Genomic DNA, 23,713 nt, shown 5'->3' on the forward strand with positions numbered 1-23,713 from the left:
ATCACCTAGACGCTCACCCCGATTGGTGCTAATTTATCGCTCGTTTGCTAACCTTTTTGCCTGACTCTTTGCTCACACATCAGCCTGGCAAATCAAATCCGATCAGCATCAATCCAGCAGACTGTCTCCTCATTTCAATCCTTGCTTACAGACTTTCACCACTATGAATCTGACTGAATTAAAGAACACTCCTGTGTCCGAGCTGGTACAGCTTGGCGAATCCATGGGGTTGGAAAATCTGGCTCGGGCGCACAAGAAAGACATTATTTTCGCGATCCTCAAGGCGCACGCCAAGGGTGGCGAGGATATCTTTGGCGACGGTGTGCTGGAAATCCTGACCGATGGTTTCGGCTTCCTGCGTAGTGCAGACGGCTCCTACTTGGCTGGCCCGGACGACATCTATGTCTCCCCGAGCCAGATCCGCCGTTTCAACCTGCGCACCGGCGATACCATCTCCGGCAAGATCCGGCCGCCGAAAGAGGGCGAACGTTACTTCGCGCTGCTCAAGGTCAACGAGGTCAACTACGACCGTCCGGAAAACTCCCGCAACAAGATCCTGTTTGAAAACCTCACTCCGCTGCACGCCAACGAGCGTCTGCGCATGGAGCGTGGCAACGGTTCCACCGAAGACATCACCGCCCGCGTACTGGATCTGGCTTCCCCGATCGGTAAAGGCCAGCGCGGCCTCATCGTTGCACCGCCCAAGGCCGGTAAGACCATGCTGCTGCAGAACATCGCCCAGAGCATCGCCTACAATCACCCTGACTGCGAACTGATCGTCCTGCTGATCGACGAGCGCCCGGAAGAAGTGACCGAGATGCAGCGCATGGTGAAGGGTGAAGTGATCGCCTCTACCTTCGACGAGCCGGCTTCCCGTCACGTCCAGGTCGCCGAGATGGTGATCGAGAAGGCCAAGCGCCTGGTCGAGCACAAGAAGGACGTGGTGATCCTGCTGGACTCCATCACCCGTCTGGCCCGTGCCTACAACACCGTCATCCCGTCATCCGGCAAGGTTCTGACCGGTGGTGTGGACGCCAACGCCCTGCATCGTCCGAAGCGCTTCTTCGGTGCCGCGCGCAATGTTGAAGAGGGCGGCAGCCTGACCATCATCGCCACCGCGCTGATCGATACCGGCTCCAAGATGGATGAAGTCATCTACGAAGAGTTCAAGGGTACCGGCAACATGGAACTGCACCTCTCGCGCAAGATTGCCGAGAAGCGCGTCTACCCGGCCATCGACATCACTCGCTCCGGCACCCGCAAGGAAGAGCTGCTGACCACCGGCGACGAGCTGCAGAAGATGTGGATCCTGCGCAAGATTGTGCACCCGATGGGCGAGATCGACGGCATCGAGTTCCTGATCGACAAGTTGGCCATGACCAAGACCAACGACGAGTTCTTCGACGCCATGCGGCGCCAGCAGAAGTAACCGACTCGAAAATCATCAAACCGCGGCCCAGGTCGCGGTTTTTGTTTATCTATTTTGCGGTCGCCTGAGTAGTATGAAACCTCGATGTCACAAGGATAGGGACGTCATGAAGCATGTACTCCTGATATTGCTGAGCTGGCTGCTGGTGCTGCCGGTCGGGGCTGCCGAGACGCAGTCGCCCCGGACTGCACTGGTGGCCGATGAGGGGTTGCAGGGTCACCTCGACTATCTGACCGGCCGGCTGCAGCTGGGGCAGTTTGCCGCCATCGACACCCTGCTGGACTCCCTTGCCGTGGGGCAGCGGGAGTATCTGTTGTGCCAGCTGCTGGCTACCCTCAATAGTCAACCCAGGGCCACCAGTCCACAACTGCTGGCCTGGGTGCGTGCCCAGTCGTTCAAGGCCCCCAGCTGGTTGGTGGAAAAAGAGGTGGACGGCTTTCTGGTACAGCAACCCGCCTACGACTTTGCCGCCGCCGCGCGGCAGGTGTTGAGCCGCTGGCAGCAGCAGGCCTGGCAGGACAACTATCGCCAGCAGCTGGAAGAGGGCACGTTCGAGTTCAAGCAGATCTACAACAGCCGCAATCCCGATCTGGCCCAGCAGCAGCAGGCGCTGCTGACCGTACTCGATCGGCAGCCGCTCCCGCTCCTGCAACGGGAGGCGCACACGCTGGCCGCCATGAGCATCTTTCTGCCCGACAACCGGCTGCTGCGGCTGCTGGCCGAGCGTACCGGTGACAGCTCCCTCTATCAGAAGCTGTGGCATCAACCGGTGGATCACGACAGCGTGGCCGCGCTCGCCAGCGTGAGCCGTTTTCATCAGGGCCGGGCGGCCAGTGATCTGCTGATTGCCGCCAGTCGCAATGCCCGTCTCAAGCTGCCCGCTCTGCAGCAACTCAGTCAACTTTCGCCGCTGCCGGACACGGCCCAGCAGTTCCTGCTGGCGGAGCTCGGCAATCGCCAATACAGCGGTCAGGTGGCCAGCCTGCTGCTGCAGATGGACGAACCCAGGCTGCTGGCTCAGCTTGCCGATCGGCTGACCCGGCAGGAAAAGCGCCATGCAAGTCCGGTGATGCTGCCCGATTCGGGTACACCCGCCGCCCGCCCAGGGTTATAATGCGGCATCGCCTGAACACAGGGTACCTGCATGAAATACAAGGATTTGCGTGATTTCATCGCGCAGCTGGAACAAAGCGGACAACTCAAGCGCATCAGTCGCGAGATAGACCCCTATCTGGAGATGACCGAGATCAGCGACCGCACCCTGCGGGCGGGCGGCCCTGCCCTGCTGTTTGAAAATCCCAAGGGTTACACCATGCCGGTGCTGACCAATCTGTTTGGCACCCCGGACCGGGTCGCCATGGGCATGGGCCAGCCCAACGTGGCCGCCCTGCGCCAGGTGGGGATCTGGCTCTCCTACCTGAAGGAGCCGGAGCCGCCCCGCGGCTTCAAGGAGCTGATGGAGAAGCTGCCGATCTTCAAGCAGGTGCTCAACATGCCGACCAAGCGGCTCTCCTCTGCCCCCTGTCAGCAGCGGGTGCTGGAGGGAGAGGCGGTCGATCTGGACCAGATCCCGATCCAGCACTGCTGGCCCGGCGACGTGGCCCCGCTGGTGACCTGGGGTCTGACCATCACCCGCGGCCCCTACAAGAAGCGGCAGAACCTCGGCATCTATCGCCAGCAGAAGATCGGCAAGAACAAGCTGATCATGCGCTGGCTGGATCACCGCGGCGGTGCCATCGATTTTCGCGAGTGGCAGGAGGCCCACCCGGGTGAGCGCTTCCCGGTGGTGGTGGCGCTCGGTGCCGATCCGGCGACCATCCTCGGTGCGGTGACACCGGTGCCGGATACCCTCTCCGAATACGCCTTTGCCGGTCTGCTGCGGGGCAGCCGCACCGAGGTGGTGAAGGCAGTCAGCTGCGATCTGGAGGTGCCCGCCAGCGCCGAGATCGTGCTGGAAGGCTATCTGGAGCCGGGTGAGATGGCCCCCGAAGGGCCTTATGGCGATCACACCGGCTACTACAACGAGGTGGACGAGTTCCCGGTATTCACCATCACCCACATGACGATGCGCAAGGATGCCATCTACCACAGCACCTACACCGGCCGTCCGCCCGATGAGCCGGCGGTGCTCGGGGTGGCGCTCAACGAGGTGTTCGTGCCGCTGTTGCAGAAGCAGTTCCCCGAGATCGTGGACTTCTACCTGCCGCCGGAGGGGTGCTCCTACCGGATGGCGGTGGTGACCATCAAGAAGCGCTACCCTGGCCACGCCAAGAGGGTGATGCTGGGGGTCTGGTCCTTCCTGCGCCAGTTCATGTACACCAAGTTCGTGATCGTCTGCGACGACGACATCAACGCCCGCGACTGGAAGGACGTGATCTGGGCCATCACCACCCGGATGGACCCGGCCCGTGACACCACCCTGATCGAGCACACCCCGATCGACTATCTGGACTTCGCCTCGCCGGTCTCCGGGCTCGGCTCCAAGATGGGGCTAGATGCCACCAACAAGTGGCCGGGGGAGACCAATCGCGAGTGGGGCCAGCCCATCGTCCAGGACGAGGCGGTCAAGCAGAAGATCGATGCCCTCTGGGACGAGCTGAACATTCTCGGCTGATGAGCGGCGGCAGGCCCGACGGGCCGTGCCGCCTGGCCGGGATGCAAAAGATTGATGCCATTTGAGCTGAATTGGGTATGCTCGACTGACCTGACCACTTTGCTGGTCGCCAGTCCACAGTGAATCAAGAGCGAAAGCGGGCCGAGCGAGCCCGTCACAAGGATAAGAATGCAACGTATCAAGTGCCGCGTAGAGGAACTGCGCGAATATGTCGACACCATCTGGCACGTGGCCCTGACGCCGCGGCAAGAGGTCAGCTTCAAGCCGGGCCAGTATCTGCTGGTGGTGATGAGCGATTCGGACAAGCGTCCCTTCTCCATCGCCAACTCGCCGACCCGTCCGGGCATGCTGGAGCTGCAGATCGGCGCCACCCCGGAAAACGCCTATGCCGGCCAGGTGCTGGCCCGCATGCGCGAGCAGGGGGAGATCGAGATTGAACTGGCGGCGGGCAAGGCCTTCCTGCGGGAAGAGTCACCCCGGCCGCTGATCCTGATGGCGGGTGGCACCGGCTTCTCCTATGCCCGCTCCATTCTGGAATACCTGATCGATACCGGCAGCAAGCGCCCGGTGTTCTTCTACTGGGGTGTGCGCCAGGCGCACTGGCTCTACGAGCAGGAGCAGATGCAGCAGTGGGAGCGCGACTACGCCCCGCTCACCTTCATCCCGGTGGTGCAGGAGCCGGAAGCGGACTGGACCGGCAAGACCGGGCTGGTGCACAAGGCCATCATGGATGATTTCGTCAGCCTGCATGACTACGACATCTATGTCGCCGGCCGTTTCGAGATGGCGGGTGCGGCGCGGGAGGAGTTCAAGATCCTGGGCGCCGAGCCAGAACGCATCTTCGGCGACGCCTACGAATTCATCTGAGTTAGGCATGAGGCCGGCCACATAGCGTGACCGAGGAGGCCTCGCTGAATCAGCCTGCTGCTTGTCCTGCGGCAGGCCAGAAACAACAAACCCCAGCCTGGCTGGGGTTTGCTTTATGGGCGACCTGCGTTATTCGCCTTTGGCACCGAGCTGCTGCTCGAGCTGGGCCAGCTTGGCCTCGAGCGCAGTCAGCTTCTCGCGGGTGCGCAGCAGCACCTTGGTCTGCACGTCAAACTCTTCGCGACTGACCAGGTCCAGCTTGCCCAGCTGGGACTGCAGCACCTGACGGATCTTCTTCTCCACCTCTTCACCCATGCTGCGAATGCCGGGCGGCAGGGAGTTGTGCACCTGTTTGGCGATCTCTTCCAGTTTCTTCGGGTCGATCATGTGGTTCTCCTTAAGCAATGCGCCATTCTACCGGCAATTGATCCGCTTTGCCGAGATCGAGGGTCGCTTTTTGCCAGCTGCCATACGGGCAGTCGCTGGTCGGGTCTGGTATTCGGGATGAAGCTGTTAACCTATCGAGTCCCGTTTCTATTCCAATTCCTTGATGCTGTACACAAAAAAAGCAGATCAGATGACCGACCAGAGGCTTAATAATTGTTGCGTTGCTGTTAAGATGTACCGGTCGGGTTCTCACCCAACTCAGTCAGCATTTCATGGATAACAACTAAAAAGAGATAAGGATATGAAAAAGAAGCTAATTTACGCCGCAGTTGTCAGTGCTATGCTGGCTGGCTGTGGTGGCAGTGACGATAACAAAGGCGACACCTCCAGCTATCTCGACTATCTGTTGACCGGTTCCAATGCCGTGCGCCCCAGTGCTCTGGCAGCCCGGGCCAGCGATGGCACCCTGAAATTCTCCACCGAAACGGCAGATCTCTCCAACCCGGTCTCGGCCATGTCGACCCTGGATGGCTGGTCCACGACCCAGGCTATCCAGATCGTGCCCGTGACCTCGTCCGGCATCCAGGTGCAGGCCCCGGCCGCGGCGGAGTTTGCCGCTTCGGTCGCGCCGCTCTACCTGCTGGAGCTGAGCTTTGACAGCGCAGCCCTGCGCCCGAACGGCGTGAAGAAGGTGCTGACCTACGGGGTGGACTTCGTGGTGGCCGCTTCGGCCGGCAAGCTGAACCTGGTGCCGCTCAAGCCGCTGAATCCCTCCTCCTACTACATGATCGTGGCCACCGACTCCCTCAAGGACAGCAGCGGCAACGCGGTCAAGGCCGGCAACGACTACGGCAACTACAAGAACAACGTCGGCAGCAATGCCCAGGAGCAGACCATCAACGGTCTGATCGCCCTGCAGGAAGGCTTGTTCAAGGCTGCCACCGGCGTCTCCACCGATCACGTCATCTTCTCCGACTGGTTCGGTACCCAGTCCGGTGCCGACGTGCTGGTGGCGGTGAAAGGCGCTGCGGCGTCCGTGCTGAAGAGCCCGACCCTGGATGCGGCTGCCCTGTGGAAGCAGGATGCCAAGGGCAACACCAGCCTGCCTGGCACCTATACCCTGGCCGTGACAGGCAGCAATGCCTTCCTGACCCAGCTGGACGATGAACAGTTCCTGCCGCAGGAGCAGAAAGATGCGCTGGCCACCGCCTTCGGCCCAGGCGCCCCGCTCAACCCGATTGCTCAAGCGACCAAGGTCTATACCGGCATCGTCAAGCTGCCTTACTTCCTCTCCTCGCCGGCTACCGCCGGTTCCTGGGACAAGGCCAAGACCCAGTCCTGGCACGGCGCCATCCCCAGCCTGTACGCCATCGCCAATGCCCTGAAAGCGGGCGACAGCGAAGTGATCGCCGGGCTGGTGGGGGCGGGCGTGGATCCGGCTCTGCTGGCGACGCTGATTGCCGATCCGACCCGTCAGGCCGAACTGCTGGCCGAGGCGAGCAAGCTGATCGGGGTGACCCTCACCTCCGGCGGCAAGCCGCTGGATGCCGAGCAGAACATTGGCCGCTTCAACCCGCTGCCCAAGCTGGAAGAGGTGCAGTCGGTGCCGATGCGGGTCTTCGCCAAGGATGCCCTCAATACCATCACCGACGTGATCATCTATCAGCACGGTGTCACCTCGGTGAAAGAGAACGCCTATGCACTGGCGCTGGGTCAGATCTATGCCGGCATGCAGGCAGGCAAGAAGGTGGCGCTGGTGGTGATCGATCACCCGCTGCACGGCGAGCGCGGCTTCGCCCTGAGCGGCAGCATGGCGACCGTGACCACCTCCGAAAATCCGACCCCGTATCTGAACCTGAGCTACCTGACCGTGGCCCGCGACAACCTGAAACAGAGCGTGGCGGATCTGCTGGGCCTGCGTCTGGCGGTCGGTCTGGCCAATGCCAAGAGTGTCATCGGCACCGCCGGCAGCCTCAAGGTGCACTTCCTGGGCCACTCCCTGGGTGCCATCTCCGGTACCAACCTGCTGGCGGTGGCCAACCAGCCCATCGGCAATGTGCAGGCGGATGCCCTGTTCAAGTTCGACACCGGCGGCCTGGCCATGCCGGGTGGCGGCATCGCGCCGCTGCTGCTGAACTCGCCGACCTTCGGCCCGACCATCAAGATGGGCGTGCTGACCAGTGGCAGTGCCGAGCTGAAAGCCGGCTTCACCGCCTACGCGCCCAACTGCAAGACTGCGGTGCCGACCTGCTTCGTCAACGAGTTCCTGCCAAGCCTGAGCACCACCCAGCAGGCGGCGGCGGCCAGCACGTTGCAGAGCTACAGCTTCGCGGCCCAGTCGGTGCTGGATTCGGCTGACCCGATCAACCTCGGTAGCGGCATCCTGAGCAGCTTCCCGCTGTTCGCCACCGAGATCGTCGGCGATGGCGCGCTGAGCCTGTCTGACCAGGTGATCCCGAACAGCATCGCCTCCGCCCCGCTGGGTGGTACCGAGCCGCTGTTCAAGGTGCTGGCTCTGCAGCCGCTGACCGCCACCGGTGCGGCCAGCCACAACGCGGCCCGCTTCGTGGCCGGTGGCCACAGCTCGCTGCTGGCGCCGGACGAGAACTTCGACCCGAGCGGCGATGTGACCACCGAGATGCAGTCCCAGTTCGCCAGCTTCTTCATGAGCGGCGGCACTGCGGTCAAGGTGACCGACAGCAGCCTGCTCAAGCAGTAAGTCAGTCGGCCAATAAAAACGCCGCCCCTCGGGGCGGCGTTTTGTTTTCCAGCATCGCGCTTGTCGCTGGTTCAGGTTGGCCTGGTTGGTGACCGCTCTGGTTGCCGAGCAGCTTGCTGCACCTCGATGACCACCACTCAGGCGGGCTGGTGGTGTCTGTCGAGCCAGCCTTGCAGCAGCCCGACCAGCAGACCGGCCAGGTGAGCAATGTTGGCGGTGCGGGTGCCGAGCAGATCGAAGAAGCCGAGTGCCAGCCAGAACAGCATGAAGCCCATCAGCGCCGGTGGCAGGGTGAGGCCGCAGGCCGGCTGCAACTTGCTGCGCAGCCAGCAGTAGCCGAGCAGGGCATAGACTACCCCGGAGAGGCCGCCAAACAGCGGGCCGCTGGCGAAGAACTCGGCCAGGTTGGGCAGGGCGGCGCCTACCAGCAGCAGGATCAGCAGCTTGCCGCTGCCGAGCCGTTGTTCGATCTGGCCCCCCAGATACCACCACCACAGCAGGTTGAACACCAGATGCAGCACCGAGAAGTGGATGAAGGCCGGAGTGAAGTAGCGCCACGCCTGCCAGTCGGTGAACTGGGCCAGGGTCGGGTGGAAGGCCAGCTCATCAAAGATCGGCAGGCCGATGGCATCGAGTCCGTAGATGGCCAGACAGGCGATGATCACCACCAGGGTCAGCGGCCCGGCCTGATGCAGGAAGTCGGTGACCGGGTCGGTCATCCCCTTGCTGTAGTCGATGCGGGCATCGGCCCGGCCGGATTGCCAGGAGGCTTCCATGTAGCGGGGGTGGGTCGGCTCGGCCAGGAAGCGTTTCACCTCCAGCTGGGCCTGAGCGAGGCGCTGTTCGTCCGCCAGCCAGACCGAGACGCCAAGCTCGGACTGGGTCAGTTCGCATGAGATACCGAGGGTGGAGAGATAGTCCACCAGCGCCTGGGCCATGCGGGCATTGTCGAGCACCAGCAGCTGGATCATGCGTCGCCCGCCTGGATCGGGAACTCCCTGCGCCACGCCTCGAAGCCGCCATCCAGGCTGTAGACCTCATCGTACCCCTGTTGCAGCAGGTACTGGGCGGCACCCTGGCTGCTGTTGCCGTGATAGCACATCACGATCACCGGGGTATCGAAGTCCACCTCGTTCATGAAACGCACCAGGGTGCCGTTGGTGAGGTGGAAGGCGCCGACCGCGTGGGCCGTCTCGAACGACTGGGGGTCGCGAATATCCACGAGGCGGGCTGCACCGGCGGCAAGCTTCTGGTGGGCATCATGGGCACTGATATGGGCAAACTGGTCCATTAACATGTCCTGCGAATAGGTGATTGAGGGTCAGTTTACCGCAAGCGGGGGCCGGCGCTAAGCCCGCAATGTATCCGGTTATTGCCGTGACCGAGCGCAATTTCCTTCAATACCGGGGGCGGGGTGCCGGCTAGGCTGGGGGCTCCTTTTGCCGATACGGGCGTTATTCATGGAGACGAGTCTGCTGTTATCCATGGCAGGGTTTGCCCTGGCCATGTCCATCACCCCGGGGCCGGTCAATCTGGTCGCCCTCGGCAGCGGCGCCAGGCACGGCTTTGTGGCCAGCCTGTGGCACGTGGTCGGGGCGACCCTGGGGTTCATTCTGTTGCTGCTGTTGATGGGACTGGGGCTGGGCGCCACCCTGCTGCAATGGCCGCTGGCGGCGGATGCACTGCGCTGGGCCGGGGTGATCTTTCTCGGCTGGATGGCCTGGCAGCTGCTGGTGGACAGCGGCCGGGTGGAGGGGGTCGACGGGGTGGCCCCCTCCTTCTGGTATGGGGCACTGATGCAGTGGCTCAACCCCAAGGCCTGGCTCGCCGCCAGCATGGGGATGGGCGCCTATGGCAGTGCGGGCGGGGTGGGGCAGGTGGCCCTGTTCAGCGGCCTCTACCTGGTCATCTGTCTGTGCTCCATCGCCTGCTGGGCCTATGCCGGCAGCCGATTGCAGGGGTTGCTGCTCGCGCCGCAGCGGCTGCGCTGGTTCAACCGGGCGATGGCGCTGTTGCTGCTGCTCTGCGCCACCTATCTGGTGCGCTAGCCTTGCCGGATCAGCTGATTGCGGTAGTGACCCGGGGTGGCAGCGACCCGCCGCTTGAACTGGCGCTGGAAGTGGGCCTGATCGGCAAAACCGCTGGCCAGTGCCACCTCCGCCAGCGGCTCTCCCCGCTTGAGCAGGGTGCGGGCATGGCGGATGCGCTGATCGAGCAGGTAGGCGTGGGGCGTCATGCCGTAATGGCGGCTGAAGCTGCGCACGAAGTGGGAGGGGGTAAGCCCTGCCACTGTACTCAATTGCGCGAGGGTGAGGGGGCTGCTGCAGTCGTCCTGCATCAGTTCGGCGGCCCGCTGCAGGTGCTGCGGCGGCCGATCGTCCCAGCTGGCCGGGGTGAGCCTGGCCAGCAACTGGCGACTGAACTGGTGGCAGGCCACCTCGCGCGCGAGCGGTTCCGACTCCTGCCACAACTGCCGATGGAGCCAGCACAGCCCTTGGTAGAGCTGTGGATCCCGGCTTGCGGTCATGTCGAAGGGACGAAAGGCATTGCCCAGTCCCGCCTCTTCCTGCTGGCGCTGCAGCCAGCCGGTATCGAGGTAGAACATCAGATAGGACCAGGGCTCATCCGCAACGGGGTTGCAGGCGTGCACTTCTTCCGGGTTCATCAGCACCAGGTGGCCGCGGCCGACCTCCTGCCGGCTGCGCTGATTGAGGTAGTGGCTGTGGCCGCCGGTGATGGCGCCGATGGAGAAGTGGGGGTGGCTGTGTTTGTCGTAGCAGACGCGGCGGCCATCCTGCACCGCCCGCGCCTCGATGAAAGGCAGGGCCGGATCGTGCCAGAAATTGTGGTGATCCGGCGCCGTGTCGGCCCTGCTCATGGGTCAGCCGCCGAGATAGGCCTGGCGGACGGCCGGGTTGGCCAACAGGGCCGCCCCCGTGTCCTGCAACACCACGTGGCCGTTCTCCAGCACATAGCCGCGATCGGCCAGCTTGAGCGCCTGGTTGGCGTTCTGCTCTACCAGGAAGATGGTCATGCCGTCGCGGCGCAGCTGCTCTATGGTGTCGAAGATCTGCTGGATGACGATGGGGGCCAGCCCCAGCGAGGGTTCATCCAGCAGCAACAGGCGCGGCTTGCTCATCAGGGCGCGGCCGATGGCCAGCATCTGCTGCTCGCCGCCGGACATGGTGCCGGCGCGCTGCTCCAATCGCTCGTGCAGGCGGGGGAACAGGGTGAAAATCTGATCCAGCAGGCCGCGCTGCTCGGCCTTGTCGACGAAGAAGGCTCCCATCAGCAGGTTCTCTTCCACCGTCAGGCGAGCGAAGATGCGGCGCCCCTCCGGCACCACGGCGATGTCTTTACGCATGATGCGGGCGGTGGAGAGCGAGTCTATCTGCTCTCCCTCAAACCAGATGGAGCCGCTGCTGGGCTTGGGCTCGCCGCACAGGGTCATCAGCAAGGTGGTCTTGCCGGCGCCGTTGGCGCCGATCAGGGTGACGATTTCCCCCTCTTTTACCTGGACGCTGACGTCGTGCAGCGCCTGAATTTTGCCGTAGTGGGTCGATACGTTGCGAAGTTCTAACATCTTTTTGTCCTTACGACTCGCCCAGATAGGCCTTGATCACTGCCGGATTGCTGCGGATTTCGTCCGGCTTGCCGTGGGCCAGCGGGGTGCCCTGGTTGACCACGAAGATGCGGTTGGAGATCTCCATCACCAGCTTCATGTCGTGCTCGATCAGCAGCACCGAGACCCCGAACTCGTCCCGCAGGTTGGAGATGAGCTCGTTCAGCTCGTCGGTCTCGTGCGGGTTGAGGCCGGCGGCCGGCTCGTCCAGCATCAGCAGCTCGGGCCGGGTCGCCATGCAGCGGGCAATCTCGAGCCGGCGCTGCTGGCCATAAGCCAGGTTGCCGGCGGCGCGGTTGGCGAGATCCTTGAGCCCCACCTTCTCCAGCCAGAAGGCGGACTGCTCCAGCCCCTCCCGTTCGGCGCGGCGAAAGGCCGGGGTCTTGAACAGTCCGGCCAGAAAGCCGGTGTTGAGGTGCCTGTGCTGGGCTACCAGCAGGTTTTCCACCGCCGTCATGTCCTTGAACAGTCGCACGTGCTGAAAGGTGCGCACTATCCCCTTGCGGGCGATGAGGTGGCCGGGCAGCCCCTGGATCTCCTCGCCCTTGTAGCGGATGATGCCGCCGCTCGGACGGTAGAAGCCGGTCAGGCAGTTGAAGACGGTGGTCTTGCCCGCCCCGTTGGGGCCTATGATGGAGATCACCTCCCCCTTCTCCACGTCCAGCTTGACGCCGTTGACGGCCAGCAACCCTCCGAAGCGCATCGACAGATCAGAGACTTCCATTAACTTCTGATGCGTACTCATTTTTTCAACTCCAGATGCGGACGGGTCATCGGCAGCAATCCCTGTGGCCGCCAGATCATCATGAACACCATCAAGAGACCGAACATCAGCATGCGGTACTCGTTGAACTCGCGCGCCAGCTCAGGCAGCACCGTCATCACGATGGCGGCCAGCACCACTCCGATCTGGGAGCCCATGCCGCCCAGCACCACGATGGCGAGCACGATGGCCGACTCGATGAAGACGAAGGATTCCGGACTGATGAAGCCCTGGCGCGAGGCGAAGAAGCTGCCGGCGAAGCCTGCAAAACAGGCGCCAATGGTGAAGGCGGTCAGCTTGATGATGGTGGGGTTGAGCCCCAGCGACTTGCAGGCGATCTCGTCTTCCCGCAATGCCTCCCAGGCGCGGCCGAGCGGCATGCGCAGCAGGCGGTTGATGACGAACAGGGTGGCGATCACCAGCACCAGCGCCATCAGGTAGAGGAAGATCACCTTGTGGTTGGCGTTGTAGGCGATGCCGAAGAACTCGTGGAAGGTCTCGAAGCCGCCATCCTTGACGGTGCGGTTGAACTCCAGACCGCCCAGGGTCGGCTTGGGAATGCCGGAGATGCCATTCGGGCCGCCGGTCAGGCTGGTCATGTTGTTGAGCAGGATGCGGATGATCTCGCCAAAACCCAGGGTGACGATGGCCAGATAATCCCCCCGCAGTCGCAGCACCGGGAAGCCGAGCAGGAAGCCGAAGGTGGCCGCCGTCAGCCCGGCGATGGGCAGACACTCCCAGAAGCTGAGCCCGAAGTAGCTGTTGAGCAGGGCATAGCTGTAGGCGCCGACCGCGTAGAAGCCGACATAGCCGAGATCCAGCAGGCCGGCGAGGCCGACCACCACATTCAGGCCCAGCCCCAGCATGATGTAGATGAGGGCCAGGGTTGCCAGATCGATGGCACCGCGCGAGGCCATGAAGGGCCAGCTCACCGCAAACAACAGCACCAGCACGGCGGTGAGGTTATAGAGCTTGGGGGCCTCTTCGGGGCTCGGCAGCACCAGCTTGGTGAAGCCGACCGAGAAGCCGCTGATGGAGGCCTGAAACAGCCGGCTTATCTGGCCGCGCAGCATCTGGAACCAGAACACCAGGGTGGCGCCGCCCAGCAGCCAGGCCAGCGACACGTCGAGCCGGCTGGTCACCAGCAGGCGAGTACCGTCGGTTTCGAGCTTGAAGCCGAGCAGCCAGAAGGAGAGCACCAGCAGCACCAGGCTGGCGATGCAGGCATGAATGAATTGTTTTTTCATACCTTTTCGACCTCCGGGCGACCCAGAATGCCGGTGGGCATGAACAGCAGCACGCCGATCAGCAGGGCAAAGGCCATCACATCCTTGTATTCGGTGCTGAGGTAGCCGGCGGTGAGCGCCTCGACCACGCCGAGCAGCAGGCCGCCCAGCACGGCGCCGGGAATGCTGCCGATACCGCCCAGTACCGCTGCGGTGAAGGCTTTCAGCCCGGCCATGAAGCCGAGGTAGGGGTTGATGACGCCGTAATACATGCCGAGCAGCACGCCGGCGACGGCGGCCAGGGTAGCCCCCAGCACGAAGGTGATGGAGATGACCACGTGGGTGTCTATCCCCAGCAGGTTGGCCATCTTGATGTCTTCTGAACAGGCGCGGCAGGCGCGGCCCATGCGGGAGCGACCGATGAACTGGGTCAGCGCCAACATGGTGATGAAGGTCACCACGAAGATGATGAGTTGCATCCAGGAGAGGCTGGCCTGGAAGCCGTCGGCTTCACCCAGGGTCCAGCCGCCGGAGATCAGGGTGGGCATGGCGATGTCGCGCGAGCCCTGGGCCATCCGCATCATGTTCTGCAGGAAGATCGACATGCCGATGGCGGAGATGAGGGGGATCAGCCGGTTGCCGCCCCGCAGCGGGCGGTAGGCGACCCGCTCTATGGTCCAGCCATAGGTGCCGGTGATGACGATGCTGACCAGGAAGGCGCCCCCCAGCAGCAGAAAGGTGCTGTCGATGCCCATCATCATGAGCCCCGCCATCACCATGAAAGCGACATAGGAGCCGATCATGTAGACCTCGCCGTGGGCGAAGTTGATCATGCCGATGATGCCATAGACCATGGTGTAGCCGATAGCGATCAACGCATAGGTGCTGCCTATGGTTAACCCGTTCAGCAACTGCTGAACCAGGTAAAGGAAGTGTTCGGACATACTGCGTTCCCTGTACTTGCCCGCAAAGAAAGGAGGGGTGACTCATGTCACCCCGACCGGCAGATTATTTGACTTGAGTGGAGGTACCGTCGGCGTGCCACTGGAACACACCGAATTCAAAGCCTTTCAGGTCGCCACTCGGCGCCCAGCTCAGGGTGCCCATGACGGTATCGATCGGTGCGGCCTTGATGGCGGCAGCAACGGCAGCCGGGTCATCCTCACCCGCCTTGGCGATACCGGCCGCCAGGGTTTGCACTGCGGCATAGGTGGTCCATACGAACGGACCGGAGGAGTCCTGGCCCTTGGCCTTGAACGCGGCAACCAGCGGGGCGTTGGCCGGCACCAGGTCATATTTGTTCGGCAGGGTCACCAGCAGGCCTTCGGAGGCCGGACCGCCGATGGCGGAGATATCCTTGTTGCCGACCCCTTCCGGACCCATGAACTTGGCCTTGAGCCCCTTCTCGCCAGCCTGACGCAGGATCAGACCCAGCTCGGGGTGATAGCCGCCGTAGTAGACGAAGTCGACGTTCTCTTTCTGCAGCTTGGCGATCAGGGCGGAGAAGTCCTTGTCGCCGGCGGTGATGCCTTCAAACGCCACCACCTTGACGCCGGCCTTGTCCAGCGCCGCTTTCACGCTGGAGGCAATGCCTTCGCCGTACTGTTTCTTGTCGTGGATGACGGCCACGCGCTTGGGCTTGACCTGCTCGATGATGTACTTGGCGGCGGTCGGCCCCTGGTCGCTGTCCAGGCCGATGGTACGCAGCACCAGCTGATAGCCGCGCTCGGTGATCTTGGGGTTGGTGGAGGCCGGGGTGACCATCAGCACGCCTTCATCTTCATAGATGTCGGAAGCGGGCAGGGTGTTGTCGGAGCAAAGGTGGCCGACCACGAACTTGACGCCGTCGTTGATCACCTTGTTGGCGACCGCCACGGCCTGCTTGGGATCGCAGGCGTCGTCATAGATGACGGCTTCGATCTGCTTGCCCTTGATGCCACCGGCCTTGTTGATCTGCTCGACCGCCATCTTGCCGCCGGTGAACTGCATGTCGCCGTACTGGGCGACCGGGCCGGTGACCGGACCGGCGATGCCGATCTTGATGGTATCCGCCGCGTGGACCAGTGATACCGATCCGAACAGGGCCATAGAAACCGCTGTCCTGACTGCCATTTTGCTCAACTTATTCATCGATTCGTCCCTTAATCAGTGGATTGTTTCATTTTCCGTGTGCCATTCCGAACCGTGATCCCGCCAGTCCGGCAATAGGTATGGTTCTATCATTCCTCGCTGGGCAATAACAAGCTGTTAAAGATACTAACCAGAGAGGGTGGAATAGTGCTTTTTTGAAACAAATAACCAATATTGAAATCTGATTTAGATATTGATGCTAAATGTGTTGATTAACATCTTCTCAACAAGGTGTTCTTTCGATAAATGATAGATGAAAAAACTGACGATATTTTACCCTGACACTGCTCCCATTTTGACCAAAATCCGTTTGCGCAAATAGAAATGAGCGCCTAGATTAGCCAGCATTGACAATTCATTGGCAGTGCTCGTTAAAACCAAGCCTTTATTCGGGAAATCTGCTAATGTTCCGCCTTTGATCTTCAGGAGACAGAGATGGCCACTATCAAGGATGTCGCCTCCCGCGCAGGCGTATCCATCTCCACCGTCTCACATGTACTCAATCACACCCGTCGGGTCAGCGAAGACGCAACCCAAAAAGTGCTTGAGGCGGTGGCAGAACTCAACTACGCGCCCAACTCGGTAGCGCGCAGCCTCAAGATAAACTCGACCAAGACCATCGGCATGCTGGTGACCACCAGTGCCAACCCCTTCTTTGCGGAAGTGGTGCAAGGGGTGGAGGCGTACTGCTTCGAGCAGGGCTACAGCCTGATCCTCTGCAACACCGAGAACCAGCCGCCCCGTCAGCAGCACTACCTGCGCATGCTGATGGAGAAGCGGGTCGACGGCCTGTTGGTGTTGGGAACCGATATCGACACCCAGTTCAGGGACATGCTGCGTATCCACAAAAATGTGCCGCAGGTGGTGCTGGACTGGGGCAACGAGTGCGATTTCGCCAACGTGATCAACGACAACGCCCGCATCGGCGCGCGTCTGGCCGTGCGCCATCTGCTGGAGCAGGGTCACCGCGACATCGTCTGCATCACCGGCCATCTCGCCAAGCCGACTACCCAGCAGCGGCTGGATGGGGTGCGCGATGCCCTGGCCGAACAAGGGTTGACCCTGAAAGACGAGCAGATCTTCGAAGGGGATTACGAGAGCCAGAGCGGATTCGATGCCATGCAGCGGATCCTGGCCCTCAAGCCGCGACCGACCGCGGTATTCGCCTTCGACGATCCCATGGCGATCGGCGCCATCTGCGCTGCCTGGGAAGCCGGGGTCAAGGTGCCGGACGACATCTCCATGATCGGTTATGACGACGTGGAGATGGCGCGCTTCTCCAGCCCGCCGCTGACCACCATCCGCCACCCCAAGGCCGAGCTCGGCCTGTTGGCGGTGCAGCAGCTGGTGAGCCGGATCCGCAACAAGGAGCTGGAAGTCGAGTCGATGACGGTCCAGCCGGAGCTGATCGTCCGCCGCTCGGTCAAGTCCCTGCGCTGATCGCGCCACGGCAGAGCCATCAACAAGAAAACCCCCTCGCCAGCGAGGGGGTTTTTGTTTGGCCCGCGTTTATTGCAAAGGCGGCCAGTACTCCTTGTTGGCGGCGATCAGGTCGTCCAGGATGGCTTTGGCCACCGAGGCGCTCGGCACCGTCTTGGAGAGGGTGATTGCCTGCCACAGCTTCTGATAGGAGCGCTCGATCCACGCCTCCACCACCAGCTTCTCGACGGCCACCTGCTGACCCATCATGCCCTGCTGGAACAGCGGTATGTTGCCCACCTGCAGCGGCTCGGGGCCGCTGCTGCCCACCAGGCAGGGGATCTCAACCATGGCCTCCGGGTCGAAGTTGGGGATGGCGCCCCGGTTCGGCACGATCAGCAGCATCCGCTCCTGGGTGTTGAAGGCGATGGCGGTAGCCAGATCCACTATGTAGGAGGCGTGCTCGTCGATCTCCAGCTCGCCGGCTGCGGCGTTGCCGGCTGCCACGATGGCGCGGCAGGCGCTGAACACGTGCTTCTCGCGGTGCTCCATCACCTCGTTGGCGCGGGTGTGCTCCGGATTGGAGTGGGCCACCACATAGTCCGGGTAGAGGTAGTACTTCAGATAGGTGTTGGGCAGGGTGTCCGGATCAAGGGCCCACACGTCCCTGGCCTTGGCGAAGGTGTCGTTCCAGCTGGCCTCGGCGTGGCCGGCCTGCTTGGGCACATAGCCGTGTTGGGCCACGTGGGCCTTGATGGCCGGCATCAGGTCGTTACCCGCCAGATCCTCGATGCGGGTCCACCAGCCGAAGTGGTTGAGGCCGTAGTAGCGAACCCGCATCTCCTTGCGTGACGGCAGGCCGGCGATCTGGGCCATCCGCCCTTCGATGCCGATGGGCATGTCGCAGATGTTGAGGATCCTGGCGTGGGGGCGCAGGCGACGGGTCGCCTCGGCCACGATGGCGGCCGGGTTGGAGTAGTTCAGCATCCAGGCATCCGGCGAGTACTGCTCCATGTAGTCGACCAGCTCCAGCACGCCGCCGATGGAGCGCATGCCGTAGGCGATGCCGCCCGGGCCGCAGGTCTCCTGGCCGACCACGCCATGGCGCAGGGGGATCTTCTCGTCCAGCTCGCGCATGGGGTACTTGCCGACCCGGATGTGGGCCATCACGAAGTCCACCCCGCTGAAGGCCGCCTTGGGGTCGGTGCCATAGCTGAAGGCGATGTCAGGGGCCTGCTCCCGCAGCAGGACGCGGCAGGCTTCGGCGATCACCTCCTGGCGGGCGCCATCGTTGTCGTAGAACTTGATCTCCCGCAGCGGGAAGCGGTGCTGGTTCTCCAGCAGCATGAGAACGATGCCCGGGGTAAAGGTGCTGCCACCGCCGGCAATGACGACAGAGAATTTTTTCATGATCATGACTCCGTTACGAAAGAAGAGGAGGAGGGGTTGTTCATCAGGCTCTCCATGTTTTCCCTCAGCTGGGGGACATGCAGACCGATAATGATCTGGATGCTGTCACCGTGGCGGACTACGCCGTGGGCACCCAATTGTTTGAAAGCATCATCCGCTGCCGCCAGGCTCGCATCGCGTAGCGATATGCGCAGCCGGGTGGCGCAGTTGTTCAGACTGTTGATATTTTCCGCGCCACCGAGCGCCGCCAGAATATGACCGGCAATATCATGGCCACGCTGTTTTTTGGCGGCCTGATAATCAGCCTTGGAATACAGTTTTATTTCGCTGTCATCCCGCCCAGGGGTTTTCAAATTGAATTTCAGAATGATCGTGCGGAATATCAGGAACCAGATCCCGGTAAAGGTCAGGCCGATGGCAATCTGGGTAAACATCATGCCGGCGTGATTGTGGAACATGGGGATCCAGTTCTGCGGCAGGAACTGGTCGAGCAGACCGCCGCCCATGTTGCCGACGACCCCGAACAGGTACATCACGGTCGCCATGGTGGCAGCCAGCAGGGCATGGATGGCGAACAGCAGGGGCGAGATGAAGAGGAAGGTGAACTCGAGCGGCTCGGTGATCCCCACCAGCATGGCGGTCAGGGTGGCCGGGATCAGCAGGCCGGCCACCTTAGCCTTGTTCTCTTTGGCGGCGGTGGCGTAGATGGCGAGCGCAATCCCCATGGCCCCGAAGATCTTGGAGTTGCCGTGCAGGGCGAAGCCGCCCTGGGGGAACAGCTCGATCAGCGGTCGGGTGCTCTGGCTGAACTCCAGCATGTGCTGGGCCCAGTAGAGCTGGATGCCGCCTTCCACCGCGGCCGGGCCGAAGATGAAGGGGCCGTAGATGAAGTGGTGCAGGCCGGTCGGGATCAGAATCCGCTCGAGGAAGGTGTAAACCCAGACGCCGAGCGGGCCGGAGACCAGCATGAACTCCTGCAGGGAGGCGATGCCCATCTGTACCTTGGGCCAGCCCAGCAGGGTCAACCAGGCGCAGGGGATCATCACGAAGAAGGCGACGATGGTGACGAACGAGCTGCCCTGGAAGATGCCGAGAAAGACCGGCAGTTGCCGATCGAACAACCGGTTGTGCAGGGCGGTGACGATGCCGGAGATGGCGATGGCACCTATGATGCTGGTGTCCAGGGTCTTGATGCCGGCCACCATGGCCAGCCCGCTCTCGCCACCCACCGCCTGGTTGAAGTCGACCCCGAAATAGTCGCCCCAGGTCATCCCCATGGCATTGATGAAGTAGTTCCAGGTCATGAAGCTGACCAGCACGGAGAGGCAGGCGCGGGCCTGAGCCTTATTTGCCAGCCCGATCGGCAGGCCGATGGCAAATATCAGCGGCATATTTCGAAATACCGTCCAGCCACCCTCTTCAATAATATGAACTATTTGAAAAAACAGTCCCTGAGGATTGGCCAGCGTCTCTCCCACGAACATGGGATTTTTCAGCATGATTGCAATGCCTACCACCATACCTGCGAATGGAAACAGTAATACAGGCGTAAACATTGCCCCGCCAAAACGTTGAATTTGACTGAGCATATAGCGTCCCTTTTTATTAGAGAATTGTCTGACTGCTGTTGTCGTATTGCTGAATTGAACCTAACAACAAGCGATCAGGCCCTCATGAAATATGTGGTGGTTATGTGATCCGGCGCATGCACTTATTTAGACAAAGAGATCTAAATTTTGCGATATTGTTGTACGTCTTGTTTTTGTGACGTTTTTATCGGGTTATTTGAATTTAAAATTGTTTATTTTCAGCTGGTTGAAATAAAGGCGAGCAAATGGGCCACCACCCCGGCTGGGTAAAGAGAGGTCTAGCAGTGATCTACAAATCGGTGGCGGATCGATTGCGTATCCGGGTCAACGGGGCGGATTGCCGGGTGGGGGATGTCCTGCCGAGCGAGAAAACCCTGGCGAGTCAGTTCGGGGTATCGCGGATGACGGTGCGCAAGGCGGTGGACATGCTGATCGAGTGGGGGCTGGTGGAGCGGCGCCACGGCAGCGGCACCTACGTGACCAAGAAGGACGTGCAGCACGAGACCAAGGGGCTGAGCGGTTTCACCGAGTTGATGCGTGAACAGGGCCGCACCCTGACCAGCGAGGTGCTGGAGTTTCGCACCATGCCGGCCCCGCCCGCCATCGCCAGCCAGCTCAGGATCAAGGTGAACGAGCCGGTCTACTTCTCCAACCGGGTGCGCTCGGTGGACGGCCGGGCCCTGCTGGTGGAGGAGAGCTACATGCCGGTGCGGCTGTTTCGCACCCTCTCGGTGGCCCATCTGGAGGGATCCAAGTTCGCCTACATCGAGAACGAGTGCCAGCTCCCCATCGCCGGCAACTACGAGAGCTTCAGCGCCGTGCTGGCCGACCGGCGCATGGCCGAGCTGTTGCATATCGAGCAGGGGGCGCCCATCCTGCGGCTCACCTCGCTCTCCTACGGTGAGAACGGCGAGTTTCTCAACTACTCCATCATGTTCCGCAATGCCAACGACTATCACGTCGACTACCACCTGCGCCGTTTTCGTTAATCCGCTCGCCAGCCCGCGTGCCAAGATGCATGGCCTCTCGCAAATCAGGAAATGGCTCTCTATCTGGTGAATATTCAATCCGTTTGATCTACCTCGCATTTTGTCTGTTAATCGTTTGATCAATATCAACAAACAAACGAGTTCTGATGGACTCCCACCTTATTCGTTCCATCCTGTAAGTTGGATATGATTGTCAAGGATGGTGTCTTATGTTCCCCCCTAGCAAGTTGGGTCACCAGATCACGCTGCTGGCAATCAGCGGCATCGTATTGCTCGCCGTGGTGCTGCTTACCTTCAACCTGTTTGAAAACCGTCAGCGGGCCATGACAGCCGAACAGGACACACTACAAACAGAGTTGCAAAATATAGAATCGGTGATCCGCAATGCCAGCCATGAAACCGTGCTGGCGGCAACCCTGATTGCGCAGCGACCGGATGCCGCCAAGGCGGTGGCAGACCAGGATTGGCAGACTCTCGCCAGCCTGTTCGACCCGCTCTGGCCCGCCCTCAAGGCGCAGGGGATCCAGCAGTTTCACTTCCACGTTCCCCCTGCCATCTCCCTTTATCGGGTGCATAAACCCGCGAACCATGGCGATGACCTCTCTACCACTCGGTTGGCGGTGGTCGAGGTGAACCGCAATCATCAGCCGGTCGGCGGGCTGGAGACCGGTCAGGGTGGCACCGGGATCCGCGGCGTGGTACCGGTCACCTTCAACGGTCAGCCGGTCGGTTCGGTGGAGTTTGGCCGAGCCCTCGATACCTCGTTGTTTGCTGACCTGCTGGGCAAGGACAGTCGGCTGGCCATCTATTTGTTTGAACAGGGCAAACCTGTGATGCTGACCGGCACCTCCCTGCTCGGCGAGTCGGCGGGCTGGTATCAGGGGGTACTGGAGGGCGAGAACCGCTTCACCACCATCAAGCAGCAGGGAAGCGATTTTCTGGTGATGGCGGCGCCGCTGCGCGACTTTTCCGGCAAGGCGGTCGGGGTGATCGAGCTGGCGCGGGATCACAGTGAGGTCGTGTCCGCGCTGGCGCGCCAGAGCTGGCAGATGGTGATGATCGCGCTGCTTGGCACCGCCCTGATTGCGGTGGCGCTGGTGTGGCTGCTGGGACGTCTTAACCGCCCGCTGCTGGAGAGCGTCAAGGCGCTGGAGGCGCTGGCCAATGGTTCCGGCGATCTCGGCAGCAAGTTGCCGGTGACGGGGCCGGAGGAGATCCGCCGTCTTGGGTCGGCGTTTAATGCCTTCGTCGGCAAGATCCGCGACACCATCAGTCAGCTTACTGCCACCTTGGGTGAATTAGCTGGCGAGAGTGAGCGGTTGTCGCGCAGTGCGGCGGGCAACCTTGGCAGCATGACACGCCAGCAAGAGCAGACCACCCAGCTCGCCACCGCCATGACCGAGATGACCAGCACGGTACATGAAGTGGCCAACAACACGGCGCAAGCTGCCGAAGCGGCCAACGAGGCGGACAATCAGGCGGTTACCGGCGATGAGGTGGTGCAGCAGAGCGTCAACATGATCGAACAGCTGGCCGAGGAGATCGCCAGCGCGGGCAACACGGTAAAAGAGGTCGCCAGGGCCAGCGAGCAGATTGGCTCGGTGCTGGCAGTAATTCAGTCCATCGCCGAGCAGACCAACCTGCTGGCCCTCAACGCAGCCATCGAGGCGGCTCGGGCCGGTGAACAGGGGCGCGGTTTTGCGGTGGTTGCTGACGAGGTACGCTCACTGGCGGGCCGCACCCAGCACTCTACTGCCGAGATCCGCAGTACCATCGAGCAGTTGCAACGGGCTGTCGGCACTACGGTGACCATGATCGAACACAGTGTCTCGCGGGCGGGGGAATCGGTAGAGCGGGCAAATCAGGCGGGGGAGGCCCTCAGCCGGATCAAGGGGGCGGTCAACAGCATTCGCGACATGAACACCCAGATCGCCGCCGCCTCGGAGGAGCAATCCTCAGTGAGCGACGAGATCACCCGCAATATCGTCAGCGTCCACGAGATCTCCCAGTCCACCACGCTGGTTGCGCGGGATACCGCCCAGATTGCGACCCATGTGGCGACCTTGGTGGACAAGCTGGGGGATCTGGCCGGGCAGTTCCAGGATGGTTCCAACGTGCGGATGGTGCTGATCCGCGCCCGTGCCGCTCACATGGGCTGGAAGACCCGGGTACGTGCCTATCTGGATGGGCAGGAGGGGCTGTCTCGCAGTGAGGCTGTCAGTGACAAGGAGTGCCGCCTCGGCCGCTGGTACTTCAGCGAGGGGGCATCCTGCTGCAGTGCGCATCCTGCCTTCAAGGCGATCGCGACTCCCCACGCCAGACTGCATCAGGTGATCCAGCAGATCATCGAGTTGAAAAACCAGCACAAGCAAGACGAGGCGGAGGCTCTCTATCGAGAGATCGAACAAAACTCCGGGCTGGTGGTGGGCTATATCGATCAGCTGTTGCAGGAGATGACCAAACCGGCGCACTAGGTGTGGCGTGGATAGCCAAAGGGCTGACAGCGATGTCAGCCCTTTTTCATCTTACCGTGCAAAAAGCCGTCACTC

The 23,713-nt window shown here is 61.9% G+C and carries 20 protein-coding genes; 9 read left to right on the plus strand and 11 right to left on the minus strand.

The annotated features are described in order from the left end of the window. The first annotated feature begins 163 nt into the window (after window positions 1-163). The 4 genes from rho to fre all read left to right on the plus strand — a co-directional run bounded on the left by rho (window position 164) and on the right by fre (window position 4,910). Complete coding sequence (rho, locus tag ACPDZI_RS22170; RefSeq protein WP_005307308.1) at window positions 164-1,429, plus strand: transcription termination factor Rho; 1,266 nt, start codon at window positions 164-166, stop codon at window positions 1,427-1,429. 106 nt (window positions 1,430-1,535) lie between these two features. Then, on the plus strand, window positions 1,536-2,543 hold the full coding sequence (locus ACPDZI_RS22175) for a hypothetical protein (protein ID WP_438833801.1): 1,008 nt from the start codon (window positions 1,536-1,538) through the stop codon (window positions 2,541-2,543). Between the two features lie 30 nt (window positions 2,544-2,573). Then, window positions 2,574-4,043: a 4-hydroxy-3-polyprenylbenzoate decarboxylase gene (ubiD, locus tag ACPDZI_RS22180; RefSeq protein ID WP_011704131.1), complete on the plus strand. Its 1,470-nt coding sequence runs from the start codon at window positions 2,574-2,576 to the stop codon at window positions 4,041-4,043. A gap of 168 nt (window positions 4,044-4,211) precedes the next feature. After that, window positions 4,212-4,910: an NAD(P)H-flavin reductase gene (gene fre / locus ACPDZI_RS22185; RefSeq protein ID WP_268031877.1), complete on the plus strand. Its 699-nt coding sequence runs from the start codon at window positions 4,212-4,214 to the stop codon at window positions 4,908-4,910. Between the two features lie 129 nt (window positions 4,911-5,039). Here the strand turns inward: fre and ubiK are convergent, their stop codons facing one another. After that, window positions 5,040-5,297 (minus strand): ubiquinone biosynthesis accessory factor UbiK, encoded by a 258-nt coding sequence (gene ubiK, locus ACPDZI_RS22190; protein ID WP_005307315.1) that lies wholly within the window; start codon window positions 5,295-5,297, stop codon window positions 5,040-5,042. A 301-nt stretch (window positions 5,298-5,598) separates the two neighbouring features. On the opposite strand from ubiK, the gene ACPDZI_RS22195 reads away from it, so the two are divergent. Beyond that, a complete protein-coding gene (locus tag ACPDZI_RS22195; RefSeq protein WP_438833802.1) occupies window positions 5,599-8,016 on the plus strand; it encodes a VolA/Pla-1 family phospholipase in 2,418 nt (805 codons plus the stop codon). A gap of 137 nt (window positions 8,017-8,153) precedes the next feature. Here the strand turns inward: ACPDZI_RS22195 and glpG are convergent, their stop codons facing one another. Beyond that, window positions 8,154-8,987 (minus strand): rhomboid family intramembrane serine protease GlpG, encoded by an 834-nt coding sequence (gene glpG, locus ACPDZI_RS22200; RefSeq protein ID WP_029302600.1) that lies wholly within the window; start codon window positions 8,985-8,987, stop codon window positions 8,154-8,156. Continuing rightward, window positions 8,984-9,307: a thiosulfate sulfurtransferase GlpE gene (gene glpE, locus ACPDZI_RS22205; protein WP_011704135.1), complete on the minus strand. Its 324-nt coding sequence runs from the start codon at window positions 9,305-9,307 to the stop codon at window positions 8,984-8,986. Before glpE ends, glpG begins: the two co-directional genes overlap by 4 nt. A 169-nt stretch (window positions 9,308-9,476) precedes the next feature. On the opposite strand from glpE, the gene ACPDZI_RS22210 reads away from it, so the two are divergent. Continuing rightward, window positions 9,477-10,064, plus strand: coding sequence for a LysE family translocator (locus ACPDZI_RS22210; protein WP_236663041.1), 588 nt, complete (start codon window positions 9,477-9,479; stop codon window positions 10,062-10,064). On the opposite strand, the gene ACPDZI_RS22215 is transcribed toward ACPDZI_RS22210, so the two are convergent. From ACPDZI_RS22215 to ACPDZI_RS22240, 6 genes are all read right to left on the minus strand, one after another. Next, window positions 10,061-10,894 carry an AraC family transcriptional regulator gene (locus ACPDZI_RS22215; RefSeq protein WP_202012674.1) on the minus strand — a complete coding sequence of 278 codons (834 nt, stop codon included), beginning with the start codon at window positions 10,892-10,894 and terminating at the stop codon, window positions 10,061-10,063. The two genes, ACPDZI_RS22210 and ACPDZI_RS22215, sit on opposite strands and share 4 nt — an antisense overlap. Window positions 10,895-10,897: 3 nt before the next feature. Continuing rightward, window positions 10,898-11,599 carry an ABC transporter ATP-binding protein gene (locus tag ACPDZI_RS22220; protein ID WP_011704138.1) on the minus strand — a complete coding sequence of 234 codons (702 nt, stop codon included), beginning with the start codon at window positions 11,597-11,599 and terminating at the stop codon, window positions 10,898-10,900. Window positions 11,600-11,609: 10 nt separating this feature from the next. After that, window positions 11,610-12,383, minus strand: coding sequence for a high-affinity branched-chain amino acid ABC transporter ATP-binding protein LivG (gene livG / locus ACPDZI_RS22225; protein ID WP_102989739.1), 774 nt, complete (start codon window positions 12,381-12,383; stop codon window positions 11,610-11,612). Then, window positions 12,380-13,648 carry a high-affinity branched-chain amino acid ABC transporter permease LivM gene (locus tag ACPDZI_RS22230; RefSeq protein WP_101150826.1) on the minus strand — a complete coding sequence of 423 codons (1,269 nt, stop codon included), beginning with the start codon at window positions 13,646-13,648 and terminating at the stop codon, window positions 12,380-12,382. The genes livG and ACPDZI_RS22230 overlap by 4 nt, the downstream gene beginning before the upstream one ends. Next, on the minus strand, window positions 13,645-14,571 hold the full coding sequence (gene livH / locus ACPDZI_RS22235; RefSeq protein ID WP_011704141.1) for a high-affinity branched-chain amino acid ABC transporter permease LivH: 927 nt from the start codon (window positions 14,569-14,571) through the stop codon (window positions 13,645-13,647). Before livH ends, ACPDZI_RS22230 begins: the two co-directional genes overlap by 4 nt. A gap of 64 nt (window positions 14,572-14,635) precedes the next feature. Continuing rightward, window positions 14,636-15,757: a branched-chain amino acid ABC transporter substrate-binding protein gene (locus ACPDZI_RS22240; RefSeq protein ID WP_016348967.1), complete on the minus strand. Its 1,122-nt coding sequence runs from the start codon at window positions 15,755-15,757 to the stop codon at window positions 14,636-14,638. Window positions 15,758-16,192: 435 nt separating this feature from the next. Here ACPDZI_RS22240 and ACPDZI_RS22245 point away from each other — a divergent pair, with 435 nt between their 5' ends. Further along, window positions 16,193-17,197: a substrate-binding domain-containing protein gene (locus tag ACPDZI_RS22245; protein ID WP_073348574.1), complete on the plus strand. Its 1,005-nt coding sequence runs from the start codon at window positions 16,193-16,195 to the stop codon at window positions 17,195-17,197. 69 nt (window positions 17,198-17,266) lie between these two features. Here the strand turns inward: ACPDZI_RS22245 and ACPDZI_RS22250 are convergent, their stop codons facing one another. Together ACPDZI_RS22250 and ACPDZI_RS22255 are read right to left on the minus strand one after the other, a co-directional pair. Further along, window positions 17,267-18,592 (minus strand): 6-phospho-alpha-glucosidase, encoded by a 1,326-nt coding sequence (locus tag ACPDZI_RS22250; protein ID WP_268031875.1) that lies wholly within the window; start codon window positions 18,590-18,592, stop codon window positions 17,267-17,269. Then, on the minus strand, window positions 18,589-20,175 hold the full coding sequence (locus ACPDZI_RS22255; RefSeq protein ID WP_438833803.1) for an alpha-glucoside-specific PTS transporter subunit IIBC: 1,587 nt from the start codon (window positions 20,173-20,175) through the stop codon (window positions 18,589-18,591). The genes ACPDZI_RS22250 and ACPDZI_RS22255 overlap by 4 nt, the downstream gene beginning before the upstream one ends. A gap of 284 nt (window positions 20,176-20,459) precedes the next feature. On the opposite strand from ACPDZI_RS22255, the gene ACPDZI_RS22260 reads away from it, so the two are divergent. Further along, a complete protein-coding gene (locus tag ACPDZI_RS22260) occupies window positions 20,460-21,164 on the plus strand; it encodes a GntR family transcriptional regulator (protein ID WP_263681234.1) in 705 nt (234 codons plus the stop codon). 209 nt (window positions 21,165-21,373) lie between these two features. Then, on the plus strand, window positions 21,374-23,638 hold the full coding sequence (locus ACPDZI_RS22265) for a methyl-accepting chemotaxis protein (RefSeq protein WP_263681235.1): 2,265 nt from the start codon (window positions 21,374-21,376) through the stop codon (window positions 23,636-23,638). Window positions 23,639-23,713: the final 75 nt, after the last annotated feature.

Source organism: Aeromonas oralensis (genome assembly GCF_049665575.1).
Taxonomy (GTDB): domain Bacteria; phylum Pseudomonadota; class Gammaproteobacteria; order Enterobacterales; family Aeromonadaceae; genus Aeromonas; species Aeromonas hydrophila.

Excerpts from the sequence above, each read along its gene's own strand:
- rho (WP_005307308.1), top strand. The coding sequence starts at position 164 with ATGAATCTGACTGAATTAAAGAACACTCCTGTGTCCGAGCTGGTACAG.
- ACPDZI_RS22175 (WP_438833801.1), top strand. The coding sequence starts at position 1,536 with ATGAAGCATGTACTCCTGATATTGCTGAGCTGGCTGCTGGTGCTGCCG.
- ubiD (WP_011704131.1), top strand. The coding sequence starts at position 2,574 with ATGAAATACAAGGATTTGCGTGATTTCATCGCGCAGCTGGAACAAAGC.
- fre (WP_268031877.1), top strand. The coding sequence starts at position 4,212 with ATGCAACGTATCAAGTGCCGCGTAGAGGAACTGCGCGAATATGTCGAC.
- ubiK (WP_005307315.1), bottom strand. The coding sequence starts at position 5,297 with ATGATCGACCCGAAGAAACTGGAAGAGATCGCCAAACAGGTGCACAAC.
- ACPDZI_RS22195 (WP_438833802.1), top strand. The coding sequence starts at position 5,599 with ATGAAAAAGAAGCTAATTTACGCCGCAGTTGTCAGTGCTATGCTGGCT.
- glpG (WP_029302600.1), bottom strand. The coding sequence starts at position 8,987 with ATGATCCAGCTGCTGGTGCTCGACAATGCCCGCATGGCCCAGGCGCTG.
- glpE (WP_011704135.1), bottom strand. The coding sequence starts at position 9,307 with ATGGACCAGTTTGCCCATATCAGTGCCCATGATGCCCACCAGAAGCTT.
- ACPDZI_RS22210 (WP_236663041.1), top strand. The coding sequence starts at position 9,477 with ATGGAGACGAGTCTGCTGTTATCCATGGCAGGGTTTGCCCTGGCCATG.
- ACPDZI_RS22215 (WP_202012674.1), bottom strand. The coding sequence starts at position 10,894 with ATGAGCAGGGCCGACACGGCGCCGGATCACCACAATTTCTGGCACGAT.
- ACPDZI_RS22220 (WP_011704138.1), bottom strand. The coding sequence starts at position 11,599 with ATGTTAGAACTTCGCAACGTATCGACCCACTACGGCAAAATTCAGGCG.
- livG (WP_102989739.1), bottom strand. The coding sequence starts at position 12,383 with ATGAGTACGCATCAGAAGTTAATGGAAGTCTCTGATCTGTCGATGCGC.
- ACPDZI_RS22230 (WP_101150826.1), bottom strand. The coding sequence starts at position 13,648 with ATGAAAAAACAATTCATTCATGCCTGCATCGCCAGCCTGGTGCTGCTG.
- livH (WP_011704141.1), bottom strand. The coding sequence starts at position 14,571 with ATGTCCGAACACTTCCTTTACCTGGTTCAGCAGTTGCTGAACGGGTTA.
- ACPDZI_RS22240 (WP_016348967.1), bottom strand. The coding sequence starts at position 15,757 with ATGAATAAGTTGAGCAAAATGGCAGTCAGGACAGCGGTTTCTATGGCC.
- ACPDZI_RS22245 (WP_073348574.1), top strand. The coding sequence starts at position 16,193 with ATGGCCACTATCAAGGATGTCGCCTCCCGCGCAGGCGTATCCATCTCC.
- ACPDZI_RS22250 (WP_268031875.1), bottom strand. The coding sequence starts at position 18,592 with ATGATCATGAAAAAATTCTCTGTCGTCATTGCCGGCGGTGGCAGCACC.
- ACPDZI_RS22255 (WP_438833803.1), bottom strand. The coding sequence starts at position 20,175 with ATGCTCAGTCAAATTCAACGTTTTGGCGGGGCAATGTTTACGCCTGTA.
- ACPDZI_RS22265 (WP_263681235.1), top strand. The coding sequence starts at position 21,374 with ATGTTCCCCCCTAGCAAGTTGGGTCACCAGATCACGCTGCTGGCAATC.